This is a genomic window from Nonomuraea sp. NPDC049750, from assembly GCF_040659625.1.
In the GTDB taxonomy this organism is placed as follows: Bacteria; Actinomycetota; Actinomycetes; order Streptosporangiales; family Streptosporangiaceae; genus Nonomuraea.
On sequence record NZ_JBFANB010000019.1, the window covers coordinates 129,047 to 150,450 of the forward strand.

At 66.7% G+C, this 21,404-nt stretch carries 20 protein-coding genes; 8 read left to right on the forward strand and 12 right to left on the reverse strand.

The window, feature by feature from the left end; genetic code table 11:
* Positions 1-208: 208 nt before the first annotated feature.
* The 4 genes from AB0J16_RS38325 (at position 209) to AB0J16_RS38340 (ending at position 3,093) form a co-directional block, all read left to right on the forward strand.
* A complete protein-coding gene (locus tag AB0J16_RS38325) occupies positions 209-934 on the forward strand; it encodes a PadR family transcriptional regulator (RefSeq protein ID WP_357642510.1) in 726 nt (241 codons plus the stop codon).
* Between the two features lie 3 nt (positions 935-937).
* Positions 938-1,471 carry a DUF1707 domain-containing protein gene (locus tag AB0J16_RS38330; RefSeq protein ID WP_358549128.1) on the forward strand — a complete coding sequence of 178 codons (534 nt, stop codon included), beginning with the start codon at positions 938-940 and terminating at the stop codon, positions 1,469-1,471.
* Positions 1,472-1,552: 81 nt separating this feature from the next.
* Positions 1,553-1,729 carry a hypothetical protein gene (locus tag AB0J16_RS38335; RefSeq protein WP_358549131.1) on the forward strand — a complete coding sequence of 59 codons (177 nt, stop codon included), beginning with the start codon at positions 1,553-1,555 and terminating at the stop codon, positions 1,727-1,729.
* Positions 1,726-3,093, forward strand: coding sequence for an MFS transporter (locus AB0J16_RS38340; RefSeq protein ID WP_358549134.1), 1,368 nt, complete (start codon positions 1,726-1,728; stop codon positions 3,091-3,093). Before AB0J16_RS38335 ends, AB0J16_RS38340 begins: the two co-directional genes overlap by 4 nt.
* Here the strand turns inward: AB0J16_RS38340 and AB0J16_RS38345 are convergent.
* Together AB0J16_RS38345 and AB0J16_RS38350 are read right to left on the reverse strand one after the other, a co-directional pair.
* Positions 3,088-3,726 (reverse strand): response regulator transcription factor, encoded by a 639-nt coding sequence (locus AB0J16_RS38345; RefSeq protein WP_358549137.1) that lies wholly within the window; start codon positions 3,724-3,726, stop codon positions 3,088-3,090. The genes AB0J16_RS38340 and AB0J16_RS38345 overlap by 6 nt on opposite strands.
* A complete protein-coding gene (locus tag AB0J16_RS38350) occupies positions 3,723-4,796 on the reverse strand; it encodes a histidine kinase (RefSeq protein WP_358549140.1) in 1,074 nt (357 codons plus the stop codon). The genes AB0J16_RS38345 and AB0J16_RS38350 overlap by 4 nt, the downstream gene beginning before the upstream one ends.
* A gap of 102 nt (positions 4,797-4,898) precedes the next feature.
* Here AB0J16_RS38350 and AB0J16_RS38355 point away from each other — a divergent pair, with 102 nt between their 5' ends.
* A complete protein-coding gene (locus AB0J16_RS38355) occupies positions 4,899-6,326 on the forward strand; it encodes an alpha/beta fold hydrolase (RefSeq protein WP_358549143.1) in 1,428 nt (475 codons plus the stop codon).
* 94 nt (positions 6,327-6,420) lie between these two features.
* Positions 6,421-7,521 carry a hypothetical protein gene (locus tag AB0J16_RS38360; protein ID WP_358549146.1) on the forward strand — a complete coding sequence of 367 codons (1,101 nt, stop codon included), beginning with the start codon at positions 6,421-6,423 and terminating at the stop codon, positions 7,519-7,521.
* Between the two features lie 214 nt (positions 7,522-7,735).
* Here the strand turns inward: AB0J16_RS38360 and AB0J16_RS38365 are convergent, their stop codons facing one another.
* Positions 7,736-8,686, reverse strand: coding sequence for a hypothetical protein (locus tag AB0J16_RS38365; RefSeq protein ID WP_358549149.1), 951 nt, complete (start codon positions 8,684-8,686; stop codon positions 7,736-7,738).
* Between the two features lie 22 nt (positions 8,687-8,708).
* Positions 8,709-9,125, reverse strand: coding sequence for a heme-binding protein (locus AB0J16_RS38370; protein ID WP_358549307.1), 417 nt, complete (start codon positions 9,123-9,125; stop codon positions 8,709-8,711).
* Here AB0J16_RS38370 and AB0J16_RS38375 point away from each other — a divergent pair.
* Complete coding sequence (locus AB0J16_RS38375; RefSeq protein ID WP_358549314.1) at positions 9,077-9,211, forward strand: hypothetical protein; 135 nt, start codon at positions 9,077-9,079, stop codon at positions 9,209-9,211. The genes AB0J16_RS38370 and AB0J16_RS38375 overlap by 49 nt on opposite strands.
* Positions 9,212-9,520: 309 nt before the next feature.
* Here the strand turns inward: AB0J16_RS38375 and AB0J16_RS38380 are convergent, their stop codons facing one another.
* Entirely contained in the window at positions 9,521-9,955 is a 435-nt protein-coding gene (locus AB0J16_RS38380; RefSeq protein ID WP_358549152.1) for an ATP-binding protein, read from the reverse strand.
* Positions 9,956-10,177: 222 nt separating this feature from the next.
* Between AB0J16_RS38380 and AB0J16_RS38385 the strand changes: the two genes are divergently transcribed.
* Positions 10,178-11,521, forward strand: a complete 1,344-nt coding sequence (locus tag AB0J16_RS38385; protein ID WP_358549154.1) for a helix-turn-helix transcriptional regulator — start codon at positions 10,178-10,180, stop codon at positions 11,519-11,521.
* A 312-nt stretch (positions 11,522-11,833) separates the two neighbouring features.
* Here the strand turns inward: AB0J16_RS38385 and AB0J16_RS38390 are convergent, their stop codons facing one another.
* The 7 genes from AB0J16_RS38390 to AB0J16_RS38420 form a co-directional block, all read right to left on the reverse strand.
* Positions 11,834-12,100, reverse strand: a complete 267-nt coding sequence (locus tag AB0J16_RS38390) for a group II intron maturase-specific domain-containing protein (RefSeq protein ID WP_358549157.1) — start codon at positions 12,098-12,100, stop codon at positions 11,834-11,836.
* 47 nt (positions 12,101-12,147) lie between these two features.
* On the reverse strand, positions 12,148-12,504 hold the full coding sequence (locus AB0J16_RS38395) for a hypothetical protein (protein WP_358549160.1): 357 nt from the start codon (positions 12,502-12,504) through the stop codon (positions 12,148-12,150).
* A gap of 107 nt (positions 12,505-12,611) precedes the next feature.
* Positions 12,612-17,087, reverse strand: a complete 4,476-nt coding sequence (locus AB0J16_RS38400; protein ID WP_358549162.1) for a LamG-like jellyroll fold domain-containing protein — start codon at positions 17,085-17,087, stop codon at positions 12,612-12,614.
* A gap of 66 nt (positions 17,088-17,153) precedes the next feature.
* Complete coding sequence (locus AB0J16_RS38405) at positions 17,154-18,332, reverse strand: hypothetical protein (protein ID WP_358549165.1); 1,179 nt, start codon at positions 18,330-18,332, stop codon at positions 17,154-17,156.
* 390 nt (positions 18,333-18,722) lie between these two features.
* The gene (locus AB0J16_RS38410) at positions 18,723-19,151 is read right to left on the reverse strand and encodes a hypothetical protein (RefSeq protein ID WP_358549167.1); all 429 of its coding nucleotides are present in this window, start codon (positions 19,149-19,151) and stop codon (positions 18,723-18,725) included.
* Positions 19,152-19,336: 185 nt separating this feature from the next.
* Positions 19,337-20,179, reverse strand: a complete 843-nt coding sequence (locus tag AB0J16_RS38415) for a serine protease (protein ID WP_358549170.1) — start codon at positions 20,177-20,179, stop codon at positions 19,337-19,339.
* A 312-nt stretch (positions 20,180-20,491) separates the two neighbouring features.
* Positions 20,492-21,349, reverse strand: a complete 858-nt coding sequence (locus AB0J16_RS38420; RefSeq protein WP_358549173.1) for an SAM-dependent methyltransferase — start codon at positions 21,347-21,349, stop codon at positions 20,492-20,494.
* Between the last annotated feature and the right edge of the window lie 55 nt (positions 21,350-21,404).

Consider the following 21,404-nt stretch of genomic DNA (forward strand, 5'->3'; position numbering starts at 1 on the left):
TCCGCGGCGACAGCACCCCCCAGCCCTGCCGACGCGGAACGACCTCGTCTGCTCTGAACAACGACGCCCTCCCGTCTCCTGTTCCCGTAATCCGCAACTTTTTCGTGATCTGTCTCACTCTGCCCATCCGCTTGCGAACGACATATTGGCGATATATCTTTGAAGCATCGAGAACATTCACAAGCGTTCACAAGAAGGAGAGTTTGACATGACTTCCGCACAAGCAGCAGGACGGCCGTGGCCCGAGCCCCGCGAGTTCAAGCGTGCCGCCCGTGAAGCGCTCAAGGCCGTGGCCGAGGCGTGGGAACAGGGCGGGCACCACCATCACCACCACCGCGGCGGCGGTCCGCACGAGGAGCGGCAACGCGGCCGGCGCGGATTCCCGCCCGAGTTCGGGCGCGGCCCCTGGGGATGGGGTCCCGGCGGACCGGGCCCGTTCGGACACCGGGGCGGCTGGGGCGGCCGGGGTGGCCGGAAGGCCAAGCGGGGCGACGTACGCGCCGCGATCCTGGCGCTCCTGTCCGAGGAGCCGCGCAACGGCTACCAGATCATCCAGGAGATCGCCGAGCGCAGCGAAGGCGGCTGGAAGCCCAGCCCCGGCGCCGTCTACCCGGCACTTCAGCAGCTCACCGACGAGGGGCTGGTCGTCGCTGAGGAGAACGAGGGCCGCAAGACCTTCCGCCTCACCGAGACCGGGCTCGCCTACATCGAGGCGCACGCCGACGAGATCCGCGCCCCGTGGGACGAGATGCGCCCCGACATCGACGACAACACCGCGGACCTGTGGGACATCGCGCGCCAGTCGGCATTCGCGATGATGCAGGTTTTGCAGACCGGGAGTGACGCACAAATCCGCGAAGCGCGTAAGACTCTTGTAGAGACCCGGCGCAAGCTCTACCAGATTCTGGCCGACGGCGACCCGGGTGAGGAGTAACGCATGACCGGCGCCACCCTGGAAGGCCGGTACGGGGAGAGCGAGGAACCAGCCATGGACCCCAACGATCTCCGCATCGGCGACGCCGAGCGCGAACAGACGATGGCCGACCTGCGCGAGCACTTCGCGCAGGGCCGCCTCGACCGCGAGGAGCTGGACCAGCGCCTCGACCGGACGCTCGGGGCACGCACCGCGCGAGACCTCGCGCAGATCACCGCTGACCTCCCGGGACAGCGGCGGCAGTACGACTACCGCGACCCGCAGGGCCTGCCTCCCCAGGCGTTCGACAAGGACGCCTGGCGGGCGGCGATGAAGGCGCACCGGCACCAGATGCAGTCGACGCGTCACGAGCGGCGCGACATGCGCCATGGCTGGGGACGGCCGCACCATGGGCCGGGGCCGTTCCTGCCGATCTTGTTCGTGTTGCTGATGGTGGGGTTCGTGTTCGGGGGGTTCGGCATCGCGAAGGTGCTGTTCTTCGTGTTCATCGGAGCCATGGTCTTCAAGATGATCCACCGGCACTCGCACCGCCGCTGACCCCCTTATCCCCTTTTAAAGGCATATATAGGTCCGATCGCCGCTGTCACCCGACGGGCGGCGGTCGGCACAATTCGCGGCATGTTCCAACACCCGAACGGCCGGGCCACCGAACCGGGCACCCGCAACGAGGAGCCTTATCCGCTCTTCTGCGGTGACGACGTCGATTTCGTGATCGGCGGTCAGGGCCGCATGAGGGCGCGGGTTCCGGCGGTCGGCATGAGGGCGCGGGTCCGTGAGCTCTGGCGGTCCGCATGACGAAGCGGCCCGGCTCCGCGACCACTGACCGGTCGCGTGACGAACCGCCTCTGGGGCGCGCGACGCGCCGGACGGCAGACCGTGACTTCGGCCTGCTCTGGGCCGGGCAGTCGTTGTCGCTGTTCGGAGACCAGTTCATGACGCTGGCGCTGCCGCTGCTGGCCGTGACCGTCCTGGGCGCTTCCCCGGCGCAGGCCGCGTTGCTGCCGTTCGCGCTGTTCGTCCCCTTCCTCCCGCTCGGCCTGCCGGCCGGGGCCATCGTCGATCGGCTGCCCCGCCGTACCGTCATGCTGGTCTGCGACGGCGTGCAGGTGCTGGCGTTCGGCGCGATCTGGGTGCTGGCCGTTCTGGGCGGGCTGACGTTTCCGGTGCTGTTCGCGCTGATCCTGGTGAGCGGGTGCGCGGTGGTGTTCTTCCAGGTCGCGTACACCTCCTACCTGCCCAGCCTGTACGGCGAGGCGGAGGCGCTGCATCGCGGCAACACGCGGCTGGCCCTGTCGGAGTCGGCGGCCAAGGCGCTGGGCCCGATGGCGGCCGGGCCGGTCATCGCGGCGCTCGGCCTGGTCGGGGCGATCGCCGCCAACATGGTCAGCTTCGCGGCGTCACTCACCTCGCTGGCGCTGATCCGCCACCGCGAGAAGGGCACCACCGAACTGGGCGCCACCGCGCCGGAGACCGCGCCTGGATCGGCCACCACCACTCCAGGCACCGGGCGGGAGCCCGGCTGGATGCGGCGCGACATCGCCGAGGGGCTGCGGTTCGCGCTCCGGCACCCGATCCTCCGGCCCGTCCTGGCGTGCGGCACGGCCTATGTCCTGGCACTGTCCATGGTCGAGACGAGCCTGGTGCTCTACTGCCGCAACGTCCTCGGCCTGTCCCCCGGCTGGATCGGCGTGGTGATCGGTGCCGCCGCGGCGGGCTACCCGATCGGGAACCTCCTGTCGACCCGGCTGATCCGCCGTCTCGGCTCGCCGCGCACACTCGTACTGGCCGCGTCGGTGTCCGTGCTGGGCATCGTCGCCATGCCCGCGCTCGGCTCCCTGGGCGGGACACCCGGCGCGATCGGGCTGGTCGCGGGGAGCATCGTGCACTGCGTCGGCGAGGGCGCCTTCAGCCCCACTTCGCTCACGATGCGTCAGGTCCTCACCCCGGAATCCCTGTTGGGCCGGGTCGGTTCGGTGCAGCGATTCCTCCTGTGGGGGGCCATCGCGCTGGGCAGTCTGCTTGCCGCCGCGGTGACCGCTCTGGGCGGACTCGCCGCCGCGGTGTGGATCGGCGCGCTGGGCACCGTACTCTGCCTGCCCGCCCTGCTCCAGCGCGGCATCCGCGCGGCGATGACGTCGCCGGCGAAGGCTCGGCTATGACGGCGGCATGGCGTCGCGGACCAGCAGGGCCGCCTGTACGCGGTTCGCGCACTTCAGCTTGGCGAACATGCGGCTCACGTAAGTCTTGACCGTCGCCTCGCTCATGTGAACCCGCCTGCCGACCTCGGCATTGGACAACCCCTCGGCCACCAGGGCGAGGATGTCCGACTCGCGAGCGGAGAGGACGGCCAGCCGCCGGACGGCTTCGCGCCTGCGTTCGTCCGCGCCGGGCGAGACCATGTCGATCACCTGCCTGGTCACCGCCGGGGACAGGTACGCCTCCCCCGCGTGGACGGCGCGCACCGCACGGATCAGCTCGTCCGGCGTGCAGTTTTTCAGGAGGAATCCGGAAACGCCCCGCTGAAGCGCCAGCCGTACGTTCTCGTCGTCGCCGAAGGCGGTGAGCATCACCACGCGCGGTCCGTCCAGTTGCGCGGCGGCGGCCAGGCCGTCCAACACCGGCATCGTGATGTCGAGGAGGGCCACGTCGACGCGGTGGCGGCGAGCGAGTTCCACAGCCTCGCGCCCGTTCCGCGCGCCGGCCACCACCTCGATGTCACCGGCCGATTCCAGGACGGTCCGGATACCCGTGGTGATGAGCGGCTCGTCGTCGGCGATCAGTACTCTGATCACGCGACGGCCTCCAGCGCGACGGGGAGCATCGCGACCAGCCGGAACGTGTGCGGCTCGTCGTGGACGCGCAGCAACCCGCCCGCCGAGCTGACGCGTTCGGCCAGCCCGGTGAGCCCGGTGCCACCCGTGGAGATCGTCGGCGCGCTGCCACGAGCCGGGCTGTCGACGCCGAGCAGCAGGGCGTCGGGCTGCCAGTCGAGTGAGACGGTGACCGGCGAGCCGGGGGCGTGCTTGGCGGCGTTGGTCAGGCCCTCCTGGACGACCCGGTAGGCGGCGTGGCCCGCGCCCGCGCCGCCCAGCGGGACGGCCTTGCCGGAGCGTTCGAGCCGCACGGCGACACCGGCCCGCCTGAACTCCGCGACCAACGTCTCAATCCCCTCCAATCCGGGCGGATCATCTCCCTCCGGCCCGGGCGGGTCGTCGCCACGCAGGCGGCCCACCGCCACGTGCAACTCATCCATGGCCGCCCGCGCGGCGCGCGCGAGGTCGCGTACTCCCTGCCGCTGATGCGCCGGCAGCACGGCCACCTCCAGCGCCGCCGCCTGCACCGACACCAGGCTGAGCGCCTGTCCCAGGGAGTCGTGCATGTCCCGCGCGATGCGCAACCGCTCGCGCAGGCGCTCCTGCTCGGTGACGAGCTCCCGCTCGCGGCGCTGGTGCTCGTCCTGCCGGGTCAGGTAGCGGCCGGCCAGCACGGGCAGGACCACCAGCACCACGGCCCGCGCCAGGACGAGCCACGGCTCGGGTGGCATCATGGCGCGGTGCGCGATCATGAGCAGCAGACCCACGTAGGCGACGGTCGCCCCGATCGTCAGGGCCTCCTCCCCGCGTGACCGCATGCGGCGTCCGGCCTGGTAGCTCGTACAGGCCAGAAGGACCAGCGACGCGCCGGACACCACCGCCATCGGCACGGCGACCACGAACGCCCCGAACGGCAGCCGGGCGCCCAGCGTCATGACGAGCGCCGTCAGCACGGCGTACCCGGCGAGCCCCCAGCCGACCGTCCCGTCCAGCCACAGCAGCACCGTGTCGGCGATCACCACCAGGGCGACGACAGCGAACCTGGACATGCGCGCCACTCTACTGATCCCTCAACTCCGACGACCTTCGCCTACACAAGCGACAACTTTCGCCGACAGCCCGTACGAGGGCGGCGACCCTAGCGTGGAGACATGATCCAAACCCTCCTCGCGCTGGCCGTCATGGCTCCATCCCTTCCGGCCCAGGCGCCGCCGCAGACCCTCCAGTGGCAACCGTGTCCAGGAGAGGGGACCTCCGAGATGGTCTGCGCGGACCTTTCCGTCGCCTTGTCGCCGCGGAGCGACAGGAAGATCATCCTGAAGGTGGGCCGCCTGCCCGCCACCGGCACCGCTGCCAAGAAGGGGTCGGTTCTGGTCAACTTCGGCGGTCCGCAGGGCGGCCAGATCGCGCTCATGCGTTCCCGCCCGGAGATCTTCGCCAAGCTCCGCGCCTCGATGGACATCGTCACGTGGGACCCGCGCGGCTATCCCGGGCTCGGCAGCCCGGTCCTGCAGTGTGACTGGAGCGTGCTGCGTACCCCGCCGTTCCCCACCGACCAGGCCGGTTTCGAGCGCCTCATCGCCGAGAACCGCGCCAGGGGCGCCAAGTGCCGCGACACCGATCCCCCGTTGTTCGACCACATGGACTCCGCAAGCGACGCCCGCGACGCCGAGGCCGTGCGGGTGGCACTCGGCGAGAAGCGGATGAACTTCATCGGCACCTCCTACGGAGGCACGATCGCGCAGGCGTACGCCAGGCTGTTCCCGAACAGGGTACGCACGATGTACATCGACGGCACCGGCAACCACGCCGCCCGCGACTGGGATCGGGAGCTCGATGCCATCGCCCGTGACAACGAGCGCTTCATGAAGCGGTTCCTCGACTGGGCGGAGCCCGGTACGGAGCGCCGCTGGCGGGCGCTGGTCGCCAAGGCGGACAAGGAGCCGATCCCGGCTCCCCAGGTGAACGCCCGCTATGACGGGACGCAGTTGCAGGCCCTCCTGGCCCAGAAGATCAAGAGGGGCCCCGCCCAGTGGGACGCGGTCGCGGCGGCCATCAAGGCGGCCGAGGGCGGCGACGCGTCCGGGTTCGCCGGTTCGAGCCGCTATCCGTACCCCGGCGTACCGGGCGGCGGCGTCAAGGAATGCCTCGACTTCCCGAGGGCCACCAGCCAGGAGCAGGTGATGAACACGGTCGAGCGGTTGCGCCGGATCGCGCCCAACACCGGCGCCGCGTTCCCGCTCGCGTGGCACGCGCAACTCACCTGCGCGGGCTGGCCCGCCCCGACCGCCAACCCGCCGAAACCGCTGCCCAGGAAACTGCCGCCGATCCTGGGAGCGGGCACCTGGCAGGACTACGCGGCCACGAAGCGGGTCGTGGACCAGGTTCCCGGCAGCCGGACCATCGGCTTCGACGGTCCCGGCCACAACCTCTTCGCGGCGATGGCCAATCCGTGCGTCATCGACCATGTCAGCCGGTACATCATCACCCGCCGACTCCCATCGCGCGGGGTGAAGTGCGCGCCTCCGGCCTCCAGCGTTCAACAAGAGGCCACAAGAGAGTCGAACAATAGTCAGTAAAGTTCCTGCGTGTCCCTTTATGGTGTCGGTCAGCACTGATCCACCGAAAGGTACGCGGAAGAACATGCGGGTCGCTCACATACTGTTCGCGACGTTGACAGCGTCGGTCCTGTTCGCCCTCCCAGCCCAGGCGGCCGACCGGCCGTCGCGACTGCCGGCGGAGGTGAACGGCGGAGCCTGGCCGTCGGGCCACGTACAGGGGATCGCGATCGACCAGAAGAAGGGGTTCATGTACTTCTCCTTCACCAACCTCCTGGTCAAGACCGACCTCGCTGGCAAGCCGGTCGGCTCCGTCACCGGCTTCACCGGCCACCTGGGCGACCTCGACTTCAACAGCCGTGACGGCCGCGTGTACGGCTCCCTGGAGTACAAGGCCGCCAAGTCGTTCTACATCGCCATCTTCGACGTGGACCGCATCACCAGCCTCGACATGAACGCCGAGACCTCCGATGTGGTCACGGCCGTCTACCTCAAGGACGTGGTGGACGACTACAGCGCCGACATGAACGGCGACGGCGTCTTCGACGGCGACACGGCCAAGACGCCGGACCACCGCTACGGCTGCAGCGGCATCGACGGCGTCGCCTTCGGCCCCGCGTTCGGCAAGCGCGGCGGCGGCGACAAGCTGACCGTCGCGTACGGCATCTACGCCAACGCCGACCGCCAGGACAACGACTACCAGGTCATCCTGCAGTACGACATCAAGCAGTGGCGCCAGTACGAACGCCCGCTCACCCAGACCGACCCGCACACCTCGGGCCCCGACAAGTCCGACGGCAAGTACTTCGTCCGCACCGGCAACACCACCTACGGCGTGCAGAACCTGGAGTACGACGGCCACACCGGCAACTGGTTCATGGCGGCGTACAAGGGCATCAAGCCGCAGTTCCCGAACTACTCCTTCTTCATGATCGACGGCGCCAAGCCCGCTGTGATCAAGCCCATCGAAGGCCAGCCGCAGCCCGAGCGCGGCAAGACGCTCTCTCTGGTCGAGCGGGGTCTCCATGACCAGGCGACCGGCATCTGGGGCTGGGAATTCGGCGGCCAGTACGGCCTGGCCTCGCTGGACGACGGCCGTTACTACGTCGCCCAGCAGGGCACGGTCGTGGAAGACGGGGTGACCAAGCAGACCGGCCTCGCCCAGCTCCACCGCTGGACCGGCAAGGCACCGGCACCCTTCGAGCGGGTCCAGTAGCGGTCGCCTGGCTGGACCGTCTCCTGACAGGGGTCCAGGGGAAGCGCGGGTGGCGATCATCCCGATGATCACCACCCGCGGCGGTCAGGCGTCGCCTCCATCTGGCGTGGTGAAGTACGGGTGCTGCCGCAGGAACGCCGGCGACGCGTGCGCTGCTAGCCGCTGTCGCCGAGGGTCCACGGCAGTGGGTTGATCGCGGTGCGGCGCACCAGGGTCATGGGAGTCTCCTCGCAGGCTGGTCCGAGGGGTAGTCCACGTACGCGAACGCCGATCCGTCCGGCGCCCAGCTGGGCACGTTGATCGTGCCCTGCCCGCCGTCGAGCGCGACCAGCGTGGTCGGCTCCTGCCAGGCGCCGACCGACACCAGCCGCAGCTCGACCGGCAGGTCGGCGGGGTGCCCGGTGGTGCCCGGCGGGTAGCTGAGGTAGACCGCGACGTCGCCGGTCGGGGCGACATGCGGGAACCAGTTCACGCGCTCGTCGAAGGTCAGCTGCGCCAACTCGGTCCCGTCCGGCCGTACGCGGGCGAGTTGGGCGTGTCCGGGGGTGGTGGAGAACTGTTCGGTGTTGAACACGATCCACTCGCCGTCCGGCGTCCACTCGCATCCGTCCGCGGGGCCCGGGTCGGTCGTGACGGCGACATCTCCCCGCCCGTCGACGCCGACGGTGTGGATGGTCGCCGACGCCCACCAGTTGTCCCCCTCCGGGGTCAGGCGAACGTAGCCCAGCCGTTGCCCGTCGGGGCTGACGCCGTGCAGAAAGTGCATCCCGCCGTCATCGGCGGTGACGCGACGCGCCGTACCTCCGGCGAGAGGGACCTCCCAGATGTGCCAGTCGTTCGCCGAGGCGAACACGGTCGCCCCGTCGGGGGCGAGGACGTGATCGTTGTTGACGTCCGGCAGCCCCTCCGTGTGGATCTCCCGGGGCGGCTCGGAACCGTCGACGGGCAGGAGCCAGAGTTTCCCGTCGCCGTTGACCAGCAGCCGGCCGTCGTGCGTCCAGTTCGGCGCCTCGTAGAGGCGATCGCGCGACTCGGACACCGTACGCACGGCTCCGGTGTGGCGATCCCAGACACGGATCCGGGCACGCTGCCCGGGCCGCAACCGCCGTTGCGGCACCTTCTGCTGCCCGCTCTCTTGCTGCCCGCTCTCTTGCCGATCGCTCACTTGCCGTCTCCGTCCTGGTCGCTCACTTGCCCGCTCCTTCAGCCAGGTAGGCGCGAATGCCTTCGACAATGAGGTCATGGTCCTCCTGCGAGGACAGCCCGGAGGCGGTGGCTGTCGCGACGACCCCGGCTTCTCGAACCCGAATGGGGAACGATCCGCCGGTCACCGCGTATTCGACACCCAGCCATCCGGCCGCGACCGGATTCGCTCCCATGGCGGACAGGCGGGCGTCCACGAGCGCGCTGCTGGCCTCCATGCGCAGGACGACGGCGGCCTTGCGGGCGATCCAGGTGTCCTGGTCGGGGGTGATCCCCGGCAGAGCGGCGCGGAAGAGGATCAGGCCGGGCCGGCGGATGTCGATACCCACCTTGTGGCCGGCTTCCTGCCCTTGTGGCCGACTTCCTGAGCGATCGCGGCGATTCGGGTGCCCAGTCGCCAGGCGTGCGCGTGGTCGAACGCGTCGAAGACCAGTTCCTCGCTTCCTCAGAGGAACTCGTCTCCTCAGAGGAGAAGGCCGAGGAGTAAGGCGTTCCACCGCGCGTTCGCCTGCCGGGCATTCCATCGGTCACTTTCGTCGACGATCCGCATGTTCGGCTCGTTTCGGGTGCGTCTGATAAATCGCTGGCCGCCCGCCTGGCACAGTTCGTAGAAGGGACTGCCGCACTCGCAGGTCCACGCGACGACACGCACGTCTCGACCGTGGTCACGCGGCGCGCTCCACGTCAGTCGCTCGGCATGCGACTGTGCGGGGGACGGGTGCGGGCTGATGCAGTGAGGCGGAAACCAAGCTTGATCAATTGTCCAGGACACTCCGGTGCACCTCATTTCGTGCCCTCACGTTCTCGCCGCACCGGCGGACGTGCCGCTCTTGGTGGACATCTCCACCCACGCCACCTGCCGTCGGTAACCCCCATCGCGCACGCCCCAACCGACCGCGACCGCCTCTACCAGCCACAACCCCCGCCCGCCACACTCTCCGACGTCGGCGTTACGCATCTCGGGAACGGTCACCGCCGCCCCTTCGTCGATCACCTCGATGTAGACCGTCGCGGCATCCAGGGAGGCAACCTCCACCGTGACGAACCCGCCAGGCTCACCGGATGCGGTGTGCGACACAGCGTTCGTCAGCAGCTCACTCACCACCAGTTGGACATCGTCCACGTCCTCATGCCCGGCGACCCTCAGCACCTCCCCCACACACCGGCGAGCCACCGACACCGAACGCGTCACCCCCGGCAATACGATCTCGGCCAGAAACAGCCCGCCCATTGGGCAACCTCCACGATTCGATCGGGCGCGTTCATGTCCCATAGGAAACTCCCGACCAGCCTGCTGCGGAAGACCGCTGAGCGTGGACGCACTGCCGTGTCAAGTCCCCTCCGGTCCCCTGCTACTCCCTGAAGGTCGCCGCCATGTTGACGATCTGCTGACCATCTATCAACCGAGCGTTACCATGGGCCCAGGGCCCGGCCAGGTCTCTCAGGAGGCGCTGTGAACATCGCACATCACCGCCTGACGCAGGCTCGGCAGCTACGCGGCTGGTCACAAACGGACCTCGCCGAGCAGGTGCTGGTTGCAGGCGGTCGCGAGCACGTGAACGTGGCGACCAGCAAGAAGACGGTCTCGCGCTGGGAGCACGGCCAAGTCCCCGACGTCGTCACACAGGAACTCCTCGTCAAGGTGTTCAATCTCCCCGAAGGCGAACACCTGCTGGCTCCATGGCCGCTGTGGCTACCCGCGCCCGACATTCCCGAGCTGTACTATCCCTGGACCCCCAGGGGTACGGTGGAAGTCCTAGCTGATTCGCTGAGGAGCGGACGTATGGACCGTCGCGGCTTCGTCATCTTGTCCGGCGTCACCTTGACCACGCTTCTCCACGACTGGCTGATCACCGAACCCGAGATCGTCCACGCCGTTACCGGGTCCGGCCGCCGCGTCAGCACCGCGATGATCAGCCGCATTGATGAACGCATCGCCGACCTGCAACGCGCCGATGACACTCTGGGCGGCGGCGACCTGATCGGTGAAGCCGAGGCCCACCTGTCGCTGGTCACCCGCTTGCTGAGCGAGAGCTCCTACACCGAGGCCCAAGGCATCCGCCTCAACACCCAAGCAGCCGACTTGGCACGCATGGCCGGCTGGATGCGCTTCGACGCCGGCCAGCACGCCGCCGCGCAACGCTACTTCCACGCCGCCCTGCGCTCCGCTCACACCAGCGGTGACCGTCTGCTGGGCGCGAACATCCTCGCCTTCGCCGCCATCCAGCAGTACTCCGTGGGCAACCCTCACGACGCCGACAGCATGGTCCGCACGGCTCAAGCCGCAGTACGTGGACGCAGCACCCCGACCGTCGATGCGATGCTGCACGTCCGCCAAGCCAGAGCGCTGGCCAAGACGGGCGATGCCCGCCGCTGTTACCACGCTCTGAACCAGGCCGTTGACTGCCTGAACGAAGGCACCAGCGACGACGACCCACCTTGGGCATACTGGGTCGATCGGGCTGAAGTGGACATGCTGACGGGCTCGTGCCTGCTCGACCTGGGCGACCCTGTCAGAGCACAGGAGAAATTCACCGAAGCTGCCGCCGGATACGGCCCAGGCTACGTACGCGACCACTCTCTCTACCTCACGCGGATGGCCACAGCCCAACTGCAGCAGAAAGACCTCGACCGGGCCTGCGACTCCGCTGGTCAGGCCCTGAGCTTGACGGAGCACATCAGCTCCACGCGCAGTACCGACCACATCCGCGACTTCGTTGAACTGCTGGCCCCTTACCGGACTGAGCCGACAGCTCGCAGCTTCCTGGACCGCGCCCGCACCTTGCTCAGCGTTTGACCATTTCTCTGCGATTGGACAGTTGCTAAGAGCAAGCAACTGGCCGGCTGCACAGCTGGACCCATAGAAGGGATGCGCACTCAGGGGAGCACGGCGATTAGTTGCTTCACCCGCGCTCTTCTGGGAGCGCGTAGGGTCGAGGACTGGCGCGGTTGCGTCTCCTGGAGGTAGGGCTTGGGGCCTTCATGTTCCGCCGGTTTCCCGGTCGGTTGCGCCACCCCAGTGACCGTGGCCAGGTTCATTGCTCCGTTTCCAGTCCCCACTCGTCGAACCGTGCATGCCGTTCTCCGGCACACGGCTCACCGACGTCGTTCACCGCCTGGCATTCGACATCCCCCGCCAGTCCCGGAAGGGCCTGGGTGCGACGACGATCCCCGACAACGTGACAAGGCCGAGTTGATCCGGAGACTGGAAGGCCACAACCGACCAGCCGAACCCTCGGGAACGGCGATGGCGTTTGCGAAGCACGAGCGCCATCCGCATCCGCGCGTAGCTCCTGATCTTGTTGAAGTGGCGGGAGGAGTTACCGAACCGGAAGTAGGCGGCCCAGCCGCGCAGGAACCGGTTGATATCCTCCATGGCTCTACGAATTCAGCCAACGCAATGACTTGGCTGCCACACTTTGGCTATTTATCCCTAATATCGCTATCGGACTGCGTGGATCTGCTGGATATCTGATTTCGCTCAAGGACTGCGCACACAAGGCTGGTAATTATCAATCCCATGCCGCCCTTTACTTCGATATCCAAGACTTCATGAATGCCGGTGTATTTAATGGCGATGTAGACTGCGCGGAGTATCATAAACAAGCCTAATGACATCAAACTAATGCGCATAGTACGCGCACCGAGCTGAGTTCTCGAATTTCGCAGCCAGAGTATTGACGCAACAATTGCTGGTATGGCAATCACTGCATAGAGGAGCGCATCTATTCCAGCCGCAAGAAAGCTGATGACGGACGGCATGGCTTCATTAATAACCATTCTTACACTCCTGTCATTCTTGCTCGTTCACGTGCGCTTATGCGCTCGGCCACTGCTGCTCCCATCGAGATTCAGGGGGCAGCAGTGGCCGAAGTTGGAGTTAGCGGCTAGCTATCGCCATAGCGCCTGCCACTGTAGTCTTGCCACCAGCTATAGTATTTGTTCGAGGTCCAAGGGATACAGCGAGCGTTGCCCTTGGAGATGTGATAGCAGAACTTAATTTCTGCGCTGGATGTGTGTCGGTAGGCCGACAGTGAGCAGTAATCGAAATGATTCTGCCAGCACTCGCCCTTTATCCGTCTCTGGTTCCACACCGCTTCGAGCTCGAAGTCATCCCCCGGATCAGGATTGGAAGGCTTTGGGGGTCCGGCCTGCTCATAGGTGGAACACGCGACTTCTGCGCTGCCAGCTATCGTAAGGCTAACTCCGACCGATCCAGACTTTAGTCCGTCGATCTGCAGCTGGCCACCCACCTCAGCCTTATATTTATTGTTGAGGAAGCACGCCTCCCCAACGGATTTTATTTCGAGATTGTTCTTGATATATTTCGCTTCCTGAGTGTTGGTCTTGGCGTTCGCCGACCAAACTCGAATGTAGTTGTAGAAGGAACCGGGATCGGTAGTCGGGAAATTACGCACCTGCGCAAGGTCCCAGATTGTCTGGCCGAACCCGTCTTGTTGACTGTCGAGAACCCACCATGAGGATCCGGCATCAATTGTAACGCCCCATCCTTTCCGCTTCTTCGAGGTTCCCGAGTATTCGGCTTTAATGAATGTTTGGGACGCTTTGTAGCCTGGCTTCTCACACACCTGCCAAGCGGTCGGTTCATGCGAGGTATCCCATTTAGGTTTACACCCTTGGCCAGGGACGCCGCTACCTCCAGCAGCACCGCCTTCGCATGCACTCGTCGACGAGGTAGCGGCCACGTTTGGCGGCAGGCTGCCGTTGACTTTTCCTCCGCATGAATCCGTACTGTCCGTGGGATCCTCGTAGCTCGCCCAAGGGACTTCGATCACGTTCATGTTTCCGCACCGGTCAAATACGTGCACCGAAATGGAGAAATCTCCAGGCGGAACAACACCTGGTGAACTGTCAGTTGAACGTGCTGCGGTTGCAGCCCTTCCGGCGAACTCCCAAGCCCGCTGGACCTCTGCGATGACACGGACAGTACCGTCTGGAGCCGCCACTACGATTGGGTTGGTTAGGGCTACCGTCGAGGCGGTGTGCTGAGCTGCGAGACGCTCCAGGCTACGACGCTCCTGTACTAGCTCGCCGTTCAGCAGCGACAATTTGGCTGTGTTCGGGTCTTGTGGTTGAACCCCTGGTGCGTCCCAGATCGTTCCGGCGCGGCCTTCCAGGACGGCGTCCTGCGCCTGATAGTACGCCTTAACTCGGTCGATGTATGTCTGCGTGTCCGACTCAGAGGCGGCAACCGCCTTTACCTGTCTCTGCTGTTCGTCCAGGAATGGAATACATGGCTGAGCGGGATCTGGAGGCGGGGGCACAGCCTTGGGGGTGACGGATACTGCCTCCCACTCACTGGTGCCGAAGACCGTCTTGGCTCGCACCTTCACGGTGTGGGCAATGCCGTTGGCGAGCCCTGATATCGCCGCGTAGGGATCCTTCACGCCCATGGTCTTGACGACGCTGCCGCTGCTGTTGGTGACTTCGACGTCATAGCCGTCCAGCAATGCGACGCTGCCGTTGGATTCCGGCAGTCCCCAACTGGCTATGGCGCCGCTGTCTCCTGCCTGAGCGGTGAGGTTGAGCACCTTGCTGGGTGGCCCCGCAGGAAGGTAGGTAAGCGCTAGCGACGGCTGCTCGACAGCTGATGCATCACCGAAGACGATGATCTCATCCTTGTTGGACGTGAGCAGCAGCCACTGATATTCGCTTCCGGCAACATCCGCCTGTAAAGCGTTCAGCGGCAGGGAATACGGTGGTTTGCTGCTATCTGCGTCACTTGCCAGATCGGGCCCCTTGCTTTCCGCAGTGACGGTGCTCCTAAGCCGCGTGGCGGTGATGACCGCGTCTGTCGGACAGGTGCCTCCTGGGCAGACAGGAGTACCGAGCTTGAGGATGCCTTCCGATACTCCGGCACCATCAGGCAATTCGTCGAGCTTGAAGCCGATGACGGCCACGGTTTTGTCGACGCCGGTGCCTCCAATCCGCATGATGGTGTTGTCGGCGACGGTGCAGGCCGCGCCGCCGCACGCGGTCGGATCTGTCTTGGCGGTCTTGATGACGAAGCTGTCCTTGCCCAGCGTGAGATGCCGAACGTCTTCCACCGGGTCAGCAGGCGGTGTGCCGGGAGTGGTGAAGCTGACGGGAGCGGTCTTGGAGGTGCAGACCTCACTGGCTGGGCTGTCCGCAGTAACCGACACAGTAGTCCGGACACCTGCTGAGGCAGTGGTTCCGGTGATCGGGGTGTTCATGTCAGTGGTGAGTTCAGCGGCGGTTTGCGCGCGGTTGTAGACGCGTACTTCGTCGATCGCTCCCTTGAAGTAATCGCCGTACGCGGTGTTACCGCCGATGTGGAAGGCACCGCCGTCGTCGAGCAGACTGCCCGTGACGAGGCTTTGGCCTACCTGTGTGCCGTTGAGGTACAGCCGGGCCGTTGTGCCGTCGTAGGTGACGGCGAGGTGGCTCCAGGTGTTGACCGGCAGCGATCCGCTTCCTGGGACCGAACCGAAAGTGTCGGCGGTGGCCAGTAGCCCCATGGGAGTGGACCCGTTGGAGGCGAACAGGCCGTAGCCAACCTCGTCGAGCGTCGCGTTGTCCTTGCCCATGACGGTGCGATAGCCATCGACGGCGCTGGGCTTGACCCAGGCCGACAAGGTCAGAGCGTTGGTCATCTTCAGCGAGGGTGAGTGGTTGACGGTGACCCAGTTGGAGGTGCCGTTGAAGGACAGGGCCTTGCCGTACTTGCCGGCCACCCAGGAGGTGCTGGTGGAGGTGCCGTTGTTGGTGCCGGTTTTATCGGCGACGGCGGTTCCGGTGCCTGCGTCCATGCCGTAGGCGGCAACCAGGCCACTCGGCGTCGGATTCGGTGTCGGGGTCGGCGTGGGAGTGGGTGTTGGGGTCGGCGTGGGAGTGGGTGTTGGGGTCGGCGTTGGGTTGGGTGTTGGGTCAGGGCCGGGGTTGGACGAGCCAGGCCCCGTTGCGCAGGCGATCATCTGCCACTTGTACGTACGCCCCGGCTGCACAGTGTTCGCGGGGACCTGGAACGAGGCCCGTTCGCCGCCGTTGACCGTACGAGTACCCAGCGGCGCTGAACCGACCGGTGCGCCTGTGTTGTCGTACAGGTAGTACTTGGCCGTGACCGCACCGCCGGACGGCCGGTTGACCATGCCGGACAGGATCGGCTGCGCGGGATCCGCCATGCCGGTCTCGGTGTCGCTCGGCAGCATCGGCGCGTCCGAGGTGATCCGGTAGGCCGGGCTCTCGTTGCACGAGGGCGGTACGACGCCGCTGCGGCATGCCTTGACCACGAACTTGAAGCTGGCCGGGTTGTCCAAGGTGAACACCTTGTCCAGCACCTGGCCTGAGGGGATGTTGTTGTGCGTGGTGGTGGTCGGGACGCCGACCATAGTACGGATGTCGGCAGCGCTCAGCACGCGCTGGTAGACGTGGATGTCGTCCACCGCGCCCTCGAGCTTGCCGTCGCCTTCGAGGATCAGGCCGCGGCCGATCTGGAACTTGCCGCGGGCGTTCCAGTCCACAGTGTGATCACCCTCGGCGGCCAGCTCGCCGTCCACGAACAGGCGGACCTTGTGGGCGGTGGCGTCGTACTGGGCGGCCACGTGCGTCCACTGGCCGATCTTCGCCAGGTTCTTGGACTGGATGACGCGCTCGTGGATCGCGTCGGGGATGTCCTGGGTGACCATGGACAGCAACCAACGCTGATCGTATTCGGGAGCGTCGGAGGTGGTGTAGGCCAGGGTGAAGCCGGGCCAGTTGACGCCCATCTGCGAGAAGATGGCCTGGTCGGCGGTGCTGCTGTCCAGGCGCACCCAGGCGGCTGCGGTGAAGCTCTGGTTGGTGTTGATCACCGGCTTGGTGGTGGCCGCGTACGCGCCGCCGGTCATCTTGACGGCCTGACCGAGCTGTCCGGGAACGCGGGTGTACGAACCGGTCAGAGTCGCGGGTGCGGTGCCGGCGGAGTCCGTGGCGGTAGCACCCGAGGCCTCATCGAGCTTGTAGTAGGCCGCTTCCCCGGTGGGCAGCTGTGGCGCCGGCGGGGCCATGGTCGAGTCGTTGACCGCCACCGTGTAGTCGAGGTTGGTCGCCTCAGGGACGCGCGAGTTGTAGGACACCTTGACGTTGGTGCTGCGCGCGATGGCGTCGTTGCCGCTCATCGAGTCGATTGACTCGGCGCTCACCGTGGGGATCTCGGGCGGCAGCACCCAGTCGACGCTCAGCTTCGGCGGCGTACCGCTGGTGGAGGACTTCGGATAGAACGTGAAGTCCTCACCGAAGTTCTTCGTGACCGGACTCTCCTGCGTCAGCTTGAGCGTCAGTCCGTGGTTGGGGGTGCCTGAGGCCCACAGCCCGGCCATCGTGGTCAGGTCCCAGCTCCACACCGCTCCGGCCGTACGCGGCAGTGAGCAGGGATCGATCGAGGCGCGTCCCTCCCCGGTGCTGGCCGGCTAGTCATCCCACCAGACCTCGTCAGGGTCCCAGGCTTCGGTGATGCGCTGCGCGGCGATTCCCTGGAACTCACTGCAGTTGATGACGTCCAGACGCAACTGCATTTGCATCGTGGCCTTGACCACCTGCCGCCCCGCGATCGACGCCGTGTCGAACGCCATCAACGTCCGGCCGATGCGCTCCTTATAGGCGGGAGTACAGCCCGTACCTGAGCACTCCTTCCAGTTCGACCGGCTCACGACGCCGGGGGCGCGCTGTTCGTCGGGAGAGCGGACCCCGACCTCTTTGGTCACTCCCAGGGTCGTGGTGGGATCCACTGTGACCGGGTACTGGGTGGCCGGGTCGGCCAGCCACGCGGCGTCCGGCTTGAGCACCAGTACGGTCGATGCGTCCTTGCCCTCGACCGTCGTGTTGATCTTGGTCTGGCGACCGGGGTGCTCAGCGCTCGGCTTGTCGGATGCCGCGTCCCACATCAGCGGTGTCGGCGCCGACGCCACCTGCTTGCCCTTTGCGGCCGTCAGCGAGAGGCCACCGGACTTGGTCGTCTTGAGGTCGAGGCCGCGGGCCTGCACCGGGATGCGGAACTCGACCGCTCCAGTCGGCCGTTCGCGTAGCACGATGTCGTGCCGGAATCCGGTAGGTAGGGCCGTCATTACAAGGTCCGCCGATGGGCCCGCGGCTCCTACGTACGTGGCTACGTTGCCCTTGATCTGAGGGTGGGGCAGCGCCGTCGGCCAGGACAGCCCGAACGAACGGTCCCTGCCCAGCTTCATGGTCGCGAAAGGTTGTGTGCCGCCGGTCGACAGGCGCACGCCGCCCTTGGCGCGTTTGGGCCGTAGCACCCCATTCTGCTCGACCAGGGATGTGTCGATCCACTGCCACGAGCCGTCGCCCTGCTTGAGCTGTGCCGGGCCGGAGTACGAGTCTGTCGCCAGGTGTCCGTCCGGGTACGCCCACGTGCGTGAGGTCTCGGTGAAGGCTGATTCGACGGGGATCGTCTCGTTGCGCTGCTTCGCCTCCTGGAGTGCGGCACGCAGGGGCGCGTCCGGATCGTCCGGGTGGGGGAAGATGGTCTTCGTGGAAGCGGGAGCGCTCCCAGGTGTGCCGATCGGTCCCGGATCGGCCATGGCCGAGGTCACCGTTCCCGCCACCAGCAGCGATGCTGCCACCGTGAGCACCGTCGCCAGGGTGATGTGCCGGGGCGGTTTCCCGCCCGCTCTCGTTGTACGTGGTAACTCGCTCACTAACACCCTCAATCAGGCATGAGTTGACATGACACAAGATCAATATCCTCGCCCGACCAAGGGGACAATATGAGAAAGATCACTCAAAATTCGAACGCATTTTCTGTAACATCTGGAGCCCCAGGGCGGTGGGATGCGCCCTGCGAGAGCAAGATCGGGCCCTGACGAGCGACAACACCGGCCGTTCCTCGCATCCAGGCACACCGCCAGAATGGTTTCGGGCACGCACATCGAGGGACATCTACAGGGCCTGATCTTTATATCTGCCTTACACGAGACCTGCCGCCGACGGCGCTCCCGGCCCCGGACGGGCGCCCCCACGCTTCATGCCGCGACCCGGAGAGGACGGCGCTGGAGCTCACGCGTGGCTAGAAAGAGGAGCACGGCCCAGACCGTGCAATAGCCGCCGAACACCGCGCCGCCACGGTCAGTGAGCAGCGCGCCGCCCAGCATGCCGACCGCCCCCACCGCCGCCATCGCCGTGCACAGCCACAGCAGGACGAGCAGGACCAAGCGCGGCCAGCGACTGTCGAAACGTACCTGGGCTGCCAGTAGAAGCACGATGATCAGCACCCCGCTCCCGGCGTTGGCCCACTGAGCCGACGCCACCTCGCCCGGTCCGTAGCTCTGGTAGCTCTCGGGGGCGACGTGCGGGCCACCCGTGACCCCCAGTCGCCCCTCCAAGGCGAAGAACACCTTCGACACCACGTAAAGCCCGGTCCAGCCCATGGCCGCGTAACCCATCGTCCTCATGGGCGACGACTCTGCCAGCCACGCGGGCCGCCCGGACTCCCCCGCTCGGGGGAGCCCGCCCCCCATAGAGGGGGAGCCAAATGGCGCGCGCGTGACCTGGAAGCGGCGTGGTCAGGCGGCGCCGCCTGGCTGCTTCGCGGAGGCGTGTTGCCCGACAGTGCGAGTGGTTCAGGAGCGGTAGTGGATCACGCCTCTATGGTGCGGGTGATCCACGAGCGGTAGTGGGTCACGTCCGTCCAGACGCCGACCCCCGGTCCGCCGTCGGGGTTGGTGGAGCAGCCGGCGCCGCCGCCCATCCGCTCGTCCACGTCGTCACCGTCGCGCGAGGTGGCTCCGATCAGCTCCCACCGGCCGGCGATCTTGCGGATCTGCGGGCCGCCGGAGTCGCCGTGGCAGGCGCTGGCCGCGCGGCCGGCGCTGTCGCTGGTGCACAGCTCGGTGCCGCTGTTGAGGTCGACGCAACGGTTGTCGGGTACGCGTACGGTGTCGAGTTCCTGCAGCTTCTCGGAACCGTTCTCACATCTCGCCATGCTCTCGCAGGTCATGCCCCAGCCGATGACCCGGCTCGGGTCGCCCACTTGGCCGGGGCTGTCGGCGATGCGGATGGGGGCGAGGTTCACTCGCCGGTCCAGCTGGATCAGCTCCAGGTCGCCCTTGCGCTCCCCGTCCGAGTCGCGGCCGCTCCAGTCGGGATGGGTGACGATCCGGTTCACGCGCGCGACGACTCCGCCCTTGTCCCGGTCGAGGGAGCCGATGCGTACGCGGGTCTCGCCGGGTCTCATGAGGCCCTTGCAGTGGGCGGCGGTGACGACCCAGTCGGGGGCGATGAGGGCGCCGCCGCAGTGGTGGTTGGGCACTTCGCTCAGCCGGAAGGACGCCATGAACGAGTAGGTCTCCGTCGCGTCCCTACCTCCGATGATGGCGGCGTGGTTCACGCCCGCAGCGGCCGTGGCGGTGGTGATCAGTGCGAGCCCTAGAGCCATGAGGGTGGCCAGCGCCATTGATCGCCTGCTGATTGCCTTGAACACAAGTCTCCTATCAGTTGGGGCGGCTGAGGAGACACTTTGAACGCTGCGAACTCAACGTGATGGCAGCCGCACCGGCCGGTGATCTGAGGGGGAATGGTGCTTCGTGGCTGGTCAGAGGCACCCGCCACAGGCCAAGGGTACCTACGGGCGCAAATGGCCAGTACCGAATGTGATCAAACGATCACTCCACGATCACCGCGCGACCATGCTGGTCAGCGGTCCGCGATGAGCATTTACGTCGGCGTCCGCGATGCATTTACGTCAGCGTCCGCGATGAGCGCGTACATCAATGGAGCGCGATGAGCATGTACGTCAATGGTCCGCGATGAACAGGAAGTTCCGGGGGAAGCCCATGACGTCCCGGGGCAGCGGCGGATCCCACGGCCACCGGCCGTACGAGGCGCCCTCCTCCCCAGGGGTCTTCAGCTCCGTGACCCGCCAGCCGCACCCGGACAGGAACTCCTCCGGCTCGTCCGTGCCGAACAGCCACGGGCAGCCGTCCTCCGTCAGCCTGCGCAGGCCCTCCCGCGAGAACTCGCTGATCATCGACTGATGGCTGAGCAGATCCCCGGCGAGCACGCTCCCGGGAGCCGTGATCTCCGCGACCCGCTCCACCAGCCCACGAGCGTCGGACTCCGGCATGTAGAACAGCAGCCCCTCGACCACCCAGAGGGTCGGCGCCGCCGGATCCCAGCCGGCCTCCCTGAGCGCCTGCGGCCAGGCGCCAGTCAGGTCGGTGCCGACGGCCCGGCGAGCGCAGCGGTGCTGGGCGCCGAGTTCGGCGAGCCGTTTGTCCTTCTCCTCCAGCAGGTCGGCCTGGTCGATCTCGTACAGCACGGTCTCCGGAGGCCACGTCAGTCGTACGGAGCGCGTGTCCAAGCCGGCCGCCAGCAGCACGACCTGTCCGAGGCGATCCGCCCCACCGGTTCGACTGCTCGGCCGAGGCGCAGGCGCACAGCCGGAGCGTACGGAGATCACGTCGTCCAGGTAGCGGGTCCGGATGGCGATGAACTCGCCGACGCCCGGGTTGTCATAGCGGGCGAAGAGGGTCGCGCCCTCCTCTCCGGCGAGTTCCTCGGCCAGGTGGTCGGTGAAGATCGCGTCATCGCGTCGCGACTCCTTCGCCCTGGCGGCCGCCGTCCAGCGGGCGGTGGCGGAAACAGCGTGCATCGACACTCCTTCGGCATACGGATCAACCGGCAAAAGGACCGACCGGCATGAGGAT